We start from the raw sequence: 11,737 nt of genomic DNA on the forward strand, positions 1-11,737 counted from the left end.
GGCTCCCGCCCATGACCTCAGTCCTTCCCGATGCACCCCGTCCCGCCCGCCGCCCCACAGAGCGCCACGCCCACGGCGACGTGGTCGCAGACCCCTACGAGTGGCTGCGCGACAAGGAGGACCCGGAGGTCATCGCGCATCTCGAGGCGGAGAACGCCTACGCCGACGCCCGCACCGCACATCTGGGCGCCCTGCGGGAGGCGCTGGTCGCGGAGTTCGTCGGGCACACCCAGGAGACGGACCTGTCGGTGCCGGTGCGCCGCGGCGACTGGTGGTACATCACCCGCACCACCGCGGGCGACGACTACCCCCGCTACACCCGCGTGCGCGACGCGGGGTCCCGGCCCGAGGTCGCCCCGGGCGAGATGCTCGACGGGGAACAGGTGCTGCTGGACGCGCAGGCCGAGGCGGCCGGGAGCGAGTTCTACTCGCTCGGCGGCCTCGTCCCCTCCCCCGACCACGACCTGCTCGCCTACGCCGTGGACACCGCGGGCGACGAGCGCTTCACCGTGCGCGTCAAGGACCTCGCGAGCGGGGAGATCCTCGACGAGGCGGTGACCGGGGTCGGCTACGGCCTCGCCTTCTCCGCGGATCAGCAGTGGTTGTTCTACGCCCGGGTCGACGACGCCTGGCGCCAGCACCAGGTGTGGCGGCACCGGATCGGCGCCGATCCCGCGACAGATGTGCTCGTCCTCGAGGAGTCCGACGAGCGCTTCACCGTGTGGTTCGAGCGCTCGCGCGACGGCCGCGCGCTCGTGTTGCAGTCCTCCTCGTCGACCACGGCCGAGGCCTGGCTGGTCGATCTCGAGGACCCGACCTCCCCGCCCCGTCCCGCGGGCGGCCGCCGCGACGGGGTGGACTATGCGATCGAGTGGGCGGGCGACCGGCTGCTGGTGGTGCACAACGACGGCGCGGAGGGCTTCGCCCTCGCCGAGGCGCCGCTCGAGGATCCCACCGCCTGGCGCGTGCTGATGACCGCCGGGGAGGGCGAGCGCCTGCTGGGGGTGGAGTCCTTCGCCGGTTTCGTCGCCCTCGAGCTGCGCAGCGGCGGCCTCGCCTCGGTGCGGCTGATCCCCCGTGCGGCCGACGGCTCGCTGCTCGTGGAGAGCGCCGAGGACCTCACCCACGGCGGTGAGCTGGACACCGTCGAGCTGGACTCGAACCCGAACTGGGAGCAGACCACGGTCCGCTACCAGCTCACGAGCCTGCTCACCCCGCCCACGGTCGCCGAGCGGGATGTCGCCGCCGGGACCACCGAGATCCTGCGCGTCACCCCGGTGCCGGGCTACGACCCCTCGCTCTACGTCGAGCGTCGCGAGTGGACCACGGCCGCCGACGGCACTCGGGTGCCGCTCAGCGTCGTCTCCCGCCGCGAGGTCGCCCCCGACGGCACGGCCCCCGGCTATCTGTACGGCTACGGCTCCTACGAGGTCTCGATCGACCCGTCGTTCGTGCCGACCCGCCTCTCGCTCCTGGACCGGGGGGTGGTGGTCGCGATCGCGCACGTGCGCGGCGGCGGCGAGATGGGCCGCGCCTGGTACGACCACGGGAAGCTGCTCGAGAAGAAGAACTCCTTCAGCGACTTCGTCGCGGCGGCGGCGCATCTGGCCGAGGCGGGGATCGTGGATCCCGCACGGCTCGGCGCGGAGGGTCGCAGCGCGGGCGGTCTGCTGATGGGCGCCGTCGCGAACCTCGCCCCCGAGCGGTTCCGGGCGATCATCGCCGGGGTGCCCTTCGTGGACGCCCTGACCACCATCCTGGATCCCTCGCTGCCGCTGACCGTCGGCGAGTGGGAGGAGTGGGGCAACCCCGTCGAGAGCGCCGAGGTCTACGCCTACATGAAGGAGTACACGCCCTACGAGAACGTCCGGGCGGCCGAGTACCCGGCGATCTTCGCCTCGACCTCGCTCAACGACACCCGCGTGTTCTTCGTCGAGCCCGCCAAGTGGGTCGCCCAGCTACGGGAGACGGTCACCTCGGACCCGGCGGAGCGGCCGATCGTGTTCCGCTGCGAGATGGTCGCGGGGCACGGCGGCCGCTCCGGCCGCTACCGCAAGTGGGAGCAGCGCGCCGACGAACTGGCCTGGCTGCTGGACCAGCTCGCGGCGACGGAGCCGATCAGAACGCGGGGATGACCGATCCGTCGGTGTAGGTCTCCTCGATGAACGAGCGGACCTCGTCGCTGTGGAGCAGGCCGTCCAGGGCGACGAGGGCCTCGTTCTCGGCGTCCGCCGAGCGCACGACCATCATGTTCGCGTTCGGGTTGCCCTCGCCCGCCTCGATCACGAGCGCCTCCTCGGCGGGGTTCAGGCCGGCCTCAAGGGCGTAGTTGCCGTTGATCACGGCGATCGCGAAGTCGCCGAGGGAGCGCGGGATCTGCGCGGCCTCGAGCTCGGTGAACTGCAGGTTCTTCGGGTTCTCGGCGATGTCGCCCGTGGTCGCCGAGGTCGGGGCGACGCCGTCGGCGAGGGTGATCAGGCCGTTGGCGGCGAGAAGGTCCAGGCCGCGACCGCGGTTGGTGGGGTCGTTCGCGATCGCGACCTCGGCGCCGTCCTCGAGCTCGTCGAGCGAGGTGAGCGTCTCCGAGTAGACGCCGAGCGGCTCGACGTGGACGCCCTCGAAGGCGAAGAAGTCGAAGCCCTTCTCCTCCATCTGTCCCTCGAGGAACGCGGGGGTCTGGTAGAAGTTCGCGTCGATGTCGCCGTCGGCGAGCGCCTGGTTCGGGATCTGGTAGTCGGTGTACTCGGTGATCTCGAGCGCGAGACCGGCGTCGGCGGCCAGGTTGTCCTTCACGAAGGTGAGGATCTGGGCGTGCGGGGCCGGGGAGGCGCCGATGCGGATCGTGGTCACGCCGTCCTCCTCCGTCGGGCCCTCGGACCCGCCGGCGCCGCAGGCGGCGAGGGCGAGCGCGGCGAGGCCGGCGCCGGAGGCGAGCAGAGTGGTGCGGCGGGTGATCGGTGCCATGGGTGAGTCCTTCTCGATGAGGGGTGGGGGGTGGGTCAGCGGGCCGCGGCGCGGTGGTCGACGGCGCGGGAGAGGGCGGTGCCAGCCGCCTGGACGACGATCACGATCGCGACGAGCACGATCACGGTCGCGATCATCACGACGTCGTCGTAGCTCTGGTAGCCGTTGCGGATGGCCAGGTCGCCGAGGCCCTTGCCGCCGACGGTGCCGGCCATCGCGGTGTAGCCGATGACGGCGATCGTGGTGGTGGTGAGCGAGCCGATGATGCCGGGCAGCGCCTCGGGCAGCAGCACCTGGCGGATGATCTGCCAGCGGGTCGCGCCCATCATCGCCACGGCCTCGATCTTCCCGGCGGAGATCTCGCGCAGGTTGATCTCGATGAGGCGGGCGAGGAACGGGATCGCGGAGATCGCGAGCGCGAACATCGCGGCGTTCGGCCCGGTCACGCGGCCCACCACGAAGCGGGTCACGGGGATCAGGGCGATGATCAGGATGATGAACGGGAACGAGCGGCCCACGTTCACGGCGAAGCCGACCACGCGGTTCACCCAGGCGGCGACGCCTCCCCGGGCGCGGGACGTCTCGAAGAGCAGCAGGCCCAGCGGCACCCCGATCAGGGTGGAGAACAGCATGGTCCCCACCGTCATGTAGAGGGTGATGAGCGTGTTGGACCACAGGGAGGTGTTGGAGTCCCAGGTGGTGAAGACGGGGTTGTCGAGCCACTCCATCACGCGGTGACCTCCTTCGTGACGACGCCGGCGGCCTGGAGCTCGGCGAGGAAGGCGTCGAGCCCCTCGCGGGAGATGGGGGCGCCGGAGCGGTTGCGCAGGGCGAGCTGGACCCGGCCCACCTGGCGGCCGCTGATCGTCTCGATCGTGCCGGCGACCAGGGTGGCCTCGGCCTCGTAGGACTCGGCGAGGCGGATCAGGTCTTCGGTGGTGCGGAAGCGCTCGGAGTCGCCGTAGTCGCAGTTCACGACGAGGGCGTCGATTCCGGTGGGGGCCGGCGGGAGCGGGATCAGCTCGGCGCTGAGGGGGCCGTGGGGATCGGCGGCGACGTCGATCAGGTCGCCCGTCTGCGTGATCGTGCCGTCCTGCAGCAGGGTCACGGTGTCGCACACCTCGCGGACCACGGACATCTCGTGGGTGATGATCACGACGGTGATGCCGAGGCGCTCGCGCAGGTCGGCGAGGAGGCCGAGGATCTGGCGGGTGGTGCCGCCGTCGAGGGCGCTCGTCGGCTCGTCGCACAGCAGCACCTTCGGCTCCGCGGCGAGGCCGCGCGCGATGCCGACGCGCTGGATCTGCCCGCCGGAGAGCTGCGCGGGGTGGTTCTGCTCGCGGCCGCTGAGGCCGACGAGCTCGACCAGCTCGGCGACGCGACGCTCGCGCTCGGCGCGGGGCACCCCCGCGATCTCGAGCGGGTGGGCGATGTTCTGGGCGGCGGTGCGGGAGTCCAGCAGGTTCGCGTGCTGGAAGACCATGCCGATGTTCCGTCGCGCCGCGCGCAGGGCCGCGCCGTCGAGGGCGGCGATGTCGGTGCCGTCGATCTCGACCCGGCCCGACGTGGGCTTCTCGAGCCCGGTCAGGCAGCGGATGAGCGTGGACTTGCCGGCGCCGGAGCGGCCGACGATGCCGTGGATGCGTCCCGCGTCGAGGTGGAGGTCGATACCGCCGAGCGCGACGACGGGGTCTCCGCCGCCGGGAGCGGGGAAGACCTTGGTCAGTCGGTCGAGTGTGATCACGCTGGGAAGTCAAGCACCCGTCCCCGCTCGTCGCGGAGCACTTTGTCATCTGACGCAACAAAGCTCACAGACCTGCGACGACGTATGTGCACGGGGTCACCTGACAGGTGTCACGGCCGGAGGGTGAGAGGGCGCCCTACCGCGTCGGCCGAGGCTCCGGGAGGGTGGAGCCATGATCCAGGACCTCTTCGCCCAGCTCACCGCCCTCGTCTCCGACCTCGAGCCCTGGCAGCAGGTGCTCGCCCTGATCCCCATCAGCGCGATCCCCTTCATCGAGTCCTATCTCGGCAGTTTCCTGGGGATCCTCGTGGGGATCCACCCGGCGATCGCGATCCCCGCGGCCGTGGTCGGGAACCTGGTGGCGACCTTCGCGGTGACGGCGCTCGCGGGCCGAGCGCGGGGAGCCGTGCTCCGCGGCCGCGGCGCCGGGGAGCCCGGGGCGCCCGGGGAGCCGGACGTCCCCGCGGCGGGCGGCGGCCGCTTCCGCACCAAGGTCGCCGCGGCGCTCGGCCGGTACGGCGTGCCCGGCGTGTGCCTCCTGGGCCCGCTGCTCGTCGCCTCCCAGATCACCGCTCCCACCCTCGTCGCCCTCGGCGCCGCGAGGAGCCGCGTGTACCTGTGGATGGGCGTGTCGATCGTCGTCTGGGGACTCGCCTTCGGCCTGTTCGGCGGGGTGCTCTCCTCCGTAACCGCGTGAACGCCCAGATAGGCTCCGAGGGACGGAGGGGCTGAGAATGAGCGCACGGGCACGCCAGTGGACGATCTTCTACGCCTACACGCTGTGGTCCGTGCTCGTGATGGTCGCGCTGATGCCGGTGCTGATGCTGCTCATGCTCGGCGCCGCGGCCTTCGCCGAGCTCCGCGACCACCCTCTGCTCGGCTTGGTGCTGCTGGTCCAGGCCGTGACCTCGGTGCTGGCGGCCCGGGCGGCGCTGCGGGACTGGGCGGCCGCGCCGCCCACCCCCGGTCGGGGCCGCTGGGACCTGCCGCGCCTGGGAGCGCTGTGGGGAGGGCAGCACTGGCTCGCGGCCACCGCCCTGCCGCCGATCGTGCTCGCGGCGGTCGCCCTCGGTCCGGGCGGCTCCGCCCCGCTGCTCCTGGTGTCCTGCGCGGTCCTCGCCGTCGGGACCCTGTTCCGGGTGCCGTGGCGGTGGACCGCCGGCCTGCTCATGGTGGCGCTCCTGCTCGCGGCCCTCGGCGTGATCCCCTCGGACCTCCTGGTCTTCGCGGTCGTGGTCTGCGGTGCCACCTTCGCGCTGCGCCCGTCGATCTGGCTGGGGGCGGTGGTGCGCGAGCTCGACCAGGCCCGCGAGGCGCAGGCCCAGCTCGCGGTCGCCGAGGAACGGCTGCGCTTCGCCCGCGACCTGCACGACGTCACCGGCCGCGACCTGTCCGTCATCGCGGTGAAGACGGAGCTGGTCGCCCAGCTCGCCGAGCGCGGCGACCCCCGCGCCGCCGAGCACGGGCGGGAAGCGGCGCAGATCGCCCGTACCTCCCTCGCCGAGATCCGCTCCCTGGTGCGCGGCTACCGCGAGGCGGACCTCGCGACCGAGCTGCAGGGCACCGCCTCCCTGCTGCGCTCGGCGCACGTGGAGGTCACGATCGAGGGCGACGCCGAGCAGGTCCCGGTCCGGCACCGGGGCACCGCCGCCTGGGTGCTGCGCGAGGGCGGCACGAACATCCTGCGCCATGCCGACTCGTCGGCCGTCTCGATCTCCCTGACCCCGGAGGGGATCACCCTCGTCAACGACGGCGCCCCCGAGCAGGGCCCGGTGCGCGAGGGCAGCGGGATGACCGGGATGCGGGAGCGGCTCGGCGATCAGGCCCAGCTCACCGCCGGCAGCGCGCGGGGGATCTTCACCCTCGACGTCCGCTTCGACACCCCGGGAGGACCCTCGTGACCGATGCCCCGACCGCCCTGCGCGTGGTGCTCGTGGACGACGAGCACCTGATACGCTCCGCGCTCGCGACGATGCTGTCCCTCGAGGAGGATCTCGAGGTGGTCGGGGAGGCCGACTCCGTGGCCGCGGGCGCGCGCCTCGTGGCGGAGGCGACCCCGCAGGTGGCGGTCGTCGACCTGCAGCTGCCCGACGGGGACGGGCTCGAGCTGTGCGAGCGGATCGGCGAGCTCTCCCCCGAGACCCGCTGCCTGATCCTCACCTCGCACGCTCGACCCGGCTACCTCAAGCGCGCCCTCGCCCAGGGCGTGCTCGGCTTCCTGCCGAAGACGACGTCGGCCGAACAGCTCGCGACGGCGGTGCGCGCGGTCGCCGGCGGACGCCGCGCGATCGACCCGGAGCTCGCCGCGGAGACGATCTCCTCGGGCGACTCCCCGCTCACCCCGCGCGAGGCGGACGTGCTCGAGTACGCGGCCGACGGTGCCCCCGTCGAGCAGATCGCCCGCCGCGCCCATCTCGCGGAGGGCACGGTGCGCAACTACCTCTCGAGCGCCCAGGCGAAGCTCCAGGCCGCGAACCGGCACGAGGCCGCCGCGATAGCCCGCCGCCAGGGCTGGATCTGAGCGGCGAGGGGGATCAGCGCCGCCGACGGGCGCGGAAGAAGTCCCGCAGCAGGTCGCCGCACTCCTGCTCCCGCACCCCGGTGGTGAGCTCGACCCGGTGGTTCAGACGCGGCTCGCGCACGAGGTCGTAGAGGGAGCCGGCGGCGCCGGCCTTGGGGTCCATCGCGCCGACGACCACCCGCTGCACGCGCGAGAGCACGATCGCCCCGGCGCACATGGTGCACGGCTCGAGCGTGACGACGAGGGTGGCGCCGGAGAGGTTCCAGCGCCCGGTGGCGCGCGCCGCGGCCCGCAGGGCGAGGATCTCGGCGTGCGCGGTCGGGTCCTCGTCGGCCTCCCGGCGGTTCCCGGCCGACGCGAGCACGGTGCCGTCCTCCGCGAGGACGACGGCGCCGATGGGGACATCGGCCGGCACCCGGTCGGCGGCGGCACGGGCCTCGGCGAGGGCCAGGCCCATCAGTTCCTCGTCGGTGCGGGGCGAGGTCACGGCGCTGTCGCCTCGACCCGACCCCGTTCCCCCCGCACCGCGAAGCGCGCCTCGAGGAAGGCGCCGTTGGTGCCGTGCTCCAGCAGCTTGAGATCGAAGGCCCCGCCGAGGAGGGGCCGGCCCGCCCCGAGGGTGACCGGGGCGATCGAGACGAAGACCTCGTCGAGCATGCCGGCGCGGGCGAACTCCGCGGCGAGGTCCCCGCCGCCGACGATCCACACGTCCTTCCCGCCCGCCGCGTCCTCGAGCGCGGCGCGGAAGTCCGCGGGGGCGCCGGAGACAGCGGTGACGCCCTCCCGCCGCTCAGCGGGCGGACGATGGGTGAACAGGAACGTGGGCTGGGTGTAGACCCAGGCGCCGTCGACGACGCCCTCGTGCTCGAGCACCCAGTCATACGTGCTGCGGCCGGTGACGATCGCGCCGACCCCGGCCAGGAAGTCGTCGTAGGGCAGGATGCTCTGCTCGCCGGTCGGCTGCGAGAGGAGCCAGTCGAGGCTGTCGTGCTCATCGGCGAGGAAGCCGTCGAGCGTGGTGGCGGTGTAGTAGCGGTAGACCGTCATGACCGCCAGTATCCGCGCCCTCCGGTAGATTCGCCCCATGCGCGTTCTCGAGATCGATCATCCGCTCGTCGCCCACAAGCTCACGGTGCTCCGCAACCGCGACACCCACTCCTCGGTGTTCCGTCAGCTCGCCGATGAGCTGGTGACCCTGCTGGCCTACGAGGCGACCCGCAACGTTGCCGTCGCCCCGGTGCGGATCGAGACGCCCGTGACCGGGATGACCGGCACGCGGCTCACGAACCCCAAGCCCATGGTCGTCCCGATCCTCCGCGCGGGCCTCGGCATGCTCGACGGGCTCACGCGCCTGCTGCCCACCGCCGAAGTGGGCTTTCTGGGCATGGTCCGCAACGAGGAGACCCTCGAGGTCACCACCTATGCGAACCGTCTCCCGGAGGACCTCTCGGGCCGCCAGTGCTTCGTGCTCGACCCGATGCTCGCCACCGGCCACACCCTCATCGCCTCGTGCGAGTACCTCCACGAGCGCGGCGCGAAGGACATCACCTGCGTGACCCTGCTGTGCGCCCCGGAGGGGCTGAAGGCGCTCGAGGAGCAGCTGGACCCGGCGATCGACCTCACCGTCGTGACCGCCGCGATCGACGAGAAGCTCAACGAGAAGGGCTACATCGTGCCCGGCCTCGGCGACGCGGGCGACCGCCTCTTCGGCGTGGTCGACTGACGACGAATTCCGCGACGCCGGCATTTTTGAATTCGCCGTCGGAACGATATTCGCGAAGGCCGTCCTTGCTGGAATGCATTTCGCATTCCTCGTAGTCTTTCCTCATCCGGCCCCGCTCCGGGGCCGCGCGTCGAGGAGGACCCCATGACCGCCGTCGAGATGCCCCGCGTGACCGAGTGCTCGGTCGCCGGCTGCTCCTACAACCACGATCACGCCTGCGGCGCCTTCGCCGTGACGGTGGGTCACGACTCGAGCTGCGCCACCTTCATCCCCCTGGACGTCAAGGGCGGGCTGAGCAAGGTCGTCACCCAGGTGGGCGCCTGCCAGCTCGCCGCCTGCGCGCACAACCGGGACCTCGAGTGCACCGCCGACTCCGTGCGGATGGGCGCCGGGGCCGATGCCGCGGACTGCCTCTCCTTCGAGGCCCGCTGAGGGCTCCGCGTATCGCCATGTGAACACCCTCTTGCCGCACCGGCGACGGTGCGGCATGCTCTGGCCCATGACCTCGATCGCCGCGCTCCGCGAGACCACCCCCCGGGTGGTCCGCTCGGCCATGCGCGCGATGATGTCCATGATGATGATGCCGATGATGCATCGTCAGCCGAGCCTCTGAGCGCTCCAGACACCTCCGGGGTCGGCTGACAGGAGCCGGCCGGAAGGCGCGGGCTCCAGGTGCCACCGGGAGCACTCCCCCTCGGGGATCCCGGGCCCACCGCCCGCCGCGCGTGCCGCAGGCCGCGCCGCATCTCGGAGACTCACATGACCATCACCCTGGATCGCCCCACCGCCCCGACCGCCCGTCCCCTCGCCGTCCGCCCGGCGGACGCGGTCACCATCACCGTCAGCGTCACCCTCCCCGCCGGGACCGGTGACATCGAGACCGCCCTGCTGGCCGATGAGCTGCGCGGCCACGCCCAGCGCCTGGTCGCCGCCCGTGACGGCCGCACCACCGTGTCGGTCAACAGCCCGCGCGCGTTCGCCGCGACCGGCCCCGTCGGCCGCACCTCGCGGGCGCTCCCGCCGCGCTCCGCGGGCGCCGCGGCCGTGAGCCCGCTGCGTCCGCGCCGCGCCGGAGTGGTCTCGCCCAACTCCCCGGCGCGCCGGGACGCGGAGGCCGCGCGCCGCCGGGCACTGCAGGCCACCGCCGTGAGCCCCGCGAGCCCCTCGCTCGCCGCCGAGGACTCGCTGGTGATCGACCTGTTCGGTCGCCGCGTGCGGATCGACGGCCGCGATGTGGACCTCACCTACAAGGAGTTCGAGCTGCTGGCCCAGTTGGCCCGCGGCGCGCGACGCATCGTCACCCGCGAGGAGCTCATGGAGACGGTGTGGGCCGACGCCCCCGCGGAGACCGGCGAGCGCACGGTCGACGTGCACGTGCGGAGGCTGCGCACGAAGCTCGGCCGGTACCGCCGCCTGATCTCGACGGTCCGCGGCTCCGGCTACCGCCTCGACCCGGGCAGCGACGTCGCGATCCTTTCCTGACGGACGATCGAGACGATCGAGCCGCCCTGCACAGGCCGCACAAAAAAGGACGAGCGGCCCGGAGCTCTCAACCGACAATGTCGGGGGCTCACGGACCGCTCGTCAGGCCTGTCGTCCGTCAGGGGTGGGTGCGGGCGAACAGGCTGGACGGGCTGCCATAGGTGGGGGAACCTGGCACGGTGCCCGTCCGGCCGCTCCCCATGAGGGGGGTCTTGAGGAACGGCACATCTCTCAAGTTTTCAACTGCCGAAACTGTACCAGCATCGGAGGGGGACGGACCCCCAACCGTCATGCGCCTCACTCGCGGGGGTTCTGACGCCCGCCGCTCGATCGGCACACTCTGAGTCTAGGCCTTTCGGCCAGCCCTGTAAACGCCGCGACACTCCGTGTTCTCGCAGGTGAAATGCAGGAAATTCTTCGCCACGTCTGCGTGGGGAGATCCTCATGACATGGTCATGATCAGACCAAAGGAGGAGGCCATGAGACGGACAGCACGGTCGCGTCGTCATGGGTCTTCCGGGGTCGTTCCGCGGGCGGCACGGCCCGCTCCCGCGCACGCAGATCGGTGAGCACGGCACCGGGGTCACTCTCGAGCGCCCCGGCCAGGGAGACGGCGTCCTGCGCACCGAGGAGGTCGATCAGCCGCGTCACCCCGTCGCTCACCAGGTGCGCCGTGCGCAGTCGCGCGATCGGCCGTTCCCCGACCAGCGCCTCCGCGGCCGCCTCCGGCTCGTGGCGGGCGACCCAGAAACCGCCGGGCACGTTGCGCCGCGCCTCGACCGCCTCGGCCGTCCGCTCCTCGCCGACCACCCGGTCGACCCGCCCGTCCGTGATCCGTCGCACGTCACCGTCCCGATCGACGAGGAGCAGGGACGAGTCGCACAGCACCAGGTGCTCGAGCAGCGCGCCCCGTCGGCGCACCATCACCACGGTCGCCGAGGGGGATCCCGCCGCGAGGTCGCAGTCCGCCGCATGCTGGTCCTGGACCTCCGCGATGCCCGCGGCGAGCACCCCGCGCAGGTCGATCCCGGGGTCCTGGCCGAGCCGCAGCAGGCGCGCGGCGAGGGAGTGCGAGTACCAGGCGACGGTGTGGGAGCAACCGGCCCGGAAGCGCTCCGGCAGGCCCGCCCCGTCGAGCAGCACGCCGACCTCGCCGAGGACGCCGGCCGCGTCCTCGTCGGCATCCGGCCGGGCAGGCGAGGAGAGCAGGGCGGCGCGCACGCGCCCACGCTACTCCCTGCCCCCAGTAGAGTTGGCCCCGGACCATGCCGTCCGGCTCCCCAGGGCGGCCGGTCGGCGTCGA

13 protein-coding genes are annotated in these 11,737 nt (G+C 72.5%); 7 read left to right on the top strand and 6 right to left on the bottom strand.

The features are described from left to right. Positions 1-11: 11 nt before the first annotated feature. Positions 12-2,135 (top strand): S9 family peptidase, encoded by a 2,124-nt coding sequence (locus V1260_RS04545; RefSeq protein ID WP_329745609.1) that lies wholly within the window; start codon positions 12-14, stop codon positions 2,133-2,135. On the opposite strand, the gene V1260_RS04550 is transcribed toward V1260_RS04545, so the two are convergent. The 3 genes from V1260_RS04550 to V1260_RS04560 are packed head-to-tail and all read right to left on the bottom strand — an operon-like array spanning position 2,119 to position 4,708. Further along, a complete protein-coding gene (locus tag V1260_RS04550; RefSeq protein ID WP_329745610.1) occupies positions 2,119-2,964 on the bottom strand; it encodes a MetQ/NlpA family ABC transporter substrate-binding protein in 846 nt (281 codons plus the stop codon). The two genes, V1260_RS04545 and V1260_RS04550, sit on opposite strands and share 17 nt — an antisense overlap. A 35-nt stretch (positions 2,965-2,999) precedes the next feature. After that, positions 3,000-3,692 carry a methionine ABC transporter permease gene (locus tag V1260_RS04555; RefSeq protein ID WP_329745611.1) on the bottom strand — a complete coding sequence of 231 codons (693 nt, stop codon included), beginning with the start codon at positions 3,690-3,692 and terminating at the stop codon, positions 3,000-3,002. Next, positions 3,692-4,708, bottom strand: a complete 1,017-nt coding sequence (locus V1260_RS04560; protein WP_329745612.1) for a methionine ABC transporter ATP-binding protein — start codon at positions 4,706-4,708, stop codon at positions 3,692-3,694. Before V1260_RS04560 ends, V1260_RS04555 begins: the two co-directional genes overlap by 1 nt. Before the next feature lie 172 nt (positions 4,709-4,880). Between V1260_RS04560 and V1260_RS04565 the strand changes: the two genes are divergently transcribed. From V1260_RS04565 to V1260_RS04575, 3 genes are read left to right on the top strand one after another with little or no spacing between them, the layout of a single operon-like run. After that, on the top strand, positions 4,881-5,405 hold the full coding sequence (locus tag V1260_RS04565; protein WP_329745613.1) for a hypothetical protein: 525 nt from the start codon (positions 4,881-4,883) through the stop codon (positions 5,403-5,405). Positions 5,406-5,442: 37 nt separating this feature from the next. Next, positions 5,443-6,609 carry a sensor histidine kinase gene (locus V1260_RS04570; protein ID WP_329745614.1) on the top strand — a complete coding sequence of 389 codons (1,167 nt, stop codon included), beginning with the start codon at positions 5,443-5,445 and terminating at the stop codon, positions 6,607-6,609. Next, positions 6,606-7,229, top strand: a complete 624-nt coding sequence (locus V1260_RS04575; protein ID WP_329745615.1) for a response regulator transcription factor — start codon at positions 6,606-6,608, stop codon at positions 7,227-7,229. Before V1260_RS04570 ends, V1260_RS04575 begins: the two co-directional genes overlap by 4 nt. Positions 7,230-7,242: 13 nt before the next feature. Here the strand turns inward: V1260_RS04575 and tadA are convergent, their stop codons facing one another. Then, entirely contained in the window at positions 7,243-7,716 is a 474-nt protein-coding gene (gene tadA / locus V1260_RS04580; protein ID WP_329745616.1) for a tRNA adenosine(34) deaminase TadA, read from the bottom strand. Continuing rightward, positions 7,713-8,276, bottom strand: a complete 564-nt coding sequence (locus V1260_RS04585; protein WP_329745617.1) for a dihydrofolate reductase family protein — start codon at positions 8,274-8,276, stop codon at positions 7,713-7,715. The genes tadA and V1260_RS04585 overlap by 4 nt, the downstream gene beginning before the upstream one ends. 37 nt (positions 8,277-8,313) lie before the next feature. On the opposite strand from V1260_RS04585, the gene upp reads away from it, so the two are divergent. The 3 genes from upp to V1260_RS04600 all read left to right on the top strand — a co-directional run bounded on the left by upp (position 8,314) and on the right by V1260_RS04600 (position 10,434). Then, positions 8,314-8,952: a uracil phosphoribosyltransferase gene (gene upp / locus V1260_RS04590; RefSeq protein WP_329745618.1), complete on the top strand. Its 639-nt coding sequence runs from the start codon at positions 8,314-8,316 to the stop codon at positions 8,950-8,952. 144 nt (positions 8,953-9,096) lie between these two features. Further along, complete coding sequence (locus V1260_RS04595) at positions 9,097-9,384, top strand: DUF1540 domain-containing protein (RefSeq protein WP_329745619.1); 288 nt, start codon at positions 9,097-9,099, stop codon at positions 9,382-9,384. A 327-nt stretch (positions 9,385-9,711) separates the two neighbouring features. Further along, positions 9,712-10,434 carry a winged helix-turn-helix domain-containing protein gene (locus tag V1260_RS04600; protein WP_329745620.1) on the top strand — a complete coding sequence of 241 codons (723 nt, stop codon included), beginning with the start codon at positions 9,712-9,714 and terminating at the stop codon, positions 10,432-10,434. A 459-nt stretch (positions 10,435-10,893) separates the two neighbouring features. Here the strand turns inward: V1260_RS04600 and V1260_RS04605 are convergent, their stop codons facing one another. Then, positions 10,894-11,655: a hypothetical protein gene (locus V1260_RS04605; protein ID WP_329745621.1), complete on the bottom strand. Its 762-nt coding sequence runs from the start codon at positions 11,653-11,655 to the stop codon at positions 10,894-10,896. Between the last annotated feature and the right edge of the window lie 82 nt (positions 11,656-11,737).

The sequence above is a fragment of the Brachybacterium sp. J144 genome (assembly GCF_036321705.1).
Taxonomy (GTDB): Bacteria; Actinomycetota; Actinomycetes; order Actinomycetales; family Dermabacteraceae; genus Brachybacterium.

Bases quoted from the DNA above. Each gene is read 5' to 3' on its own strand.
- V1260_RS04555 (WP_329745611.1), bottom strand. From the start codon at position 3,692: ATGGAGTGGCTCGACAACCCCGTCTTCACCACCTGGGACTCCAACACC.
- V1260_RS04595 (WP_329745619.1), top strand. From the start codon at position 9,097: ATGACCGCCGTCGAGATGCCCCGCGTGACCGAGTGCTCGGTCGCCGGC.
- V1260_RS04565 (WP_329745613.1), top strand. From the start codon at position 4,881: ATGATCCAGGACCTCTTCGCCCAGCTCACCGCCCTCGTCTCCGACCTC.
- V1260_RS04570 (WP_329745614.1), top strand. From the start codon at position 5,443: ATGAGCGCACGGGCACGCCAGTGGACGATCTTCTACGCCTACACGCTG.
- V1260_RS04545 (WP_329745609.1), top strand. From the start codon at position 12: ATGACCTCAGTCCTTCCCGATGCACCCCGTCCCGCCCGCCGCCCCACA.
- V1260_RS04550 (WP_329745610.1), bottom strand. From the start codon at position 2,964: ATGGCACCGATCACCCGCCGCACCACTCTGCTCGCCTCCGGCGCCGGC.
- upp (WP_329745618.1), top strand. From the start codon at position 8,314: ATGCGCGTTCTCGAGATCGATCATCCGCTCGTCGCCCACAAGCTCACG.
- V1260_RS04600 (WP_329745620.1), top strand. From the start codon at position 9,712: ATGACCATCACCCTGGATCGCCCCACCGCCCCGACCGCCCGTCCCCTC.
- V1260_RS04585 (WP_329745617.1), bottom strand. From the start codon at position 8,276: ATGACGGTCTACCGCTACTACACCGCCACCACGCTCGACGGCTTCCTC.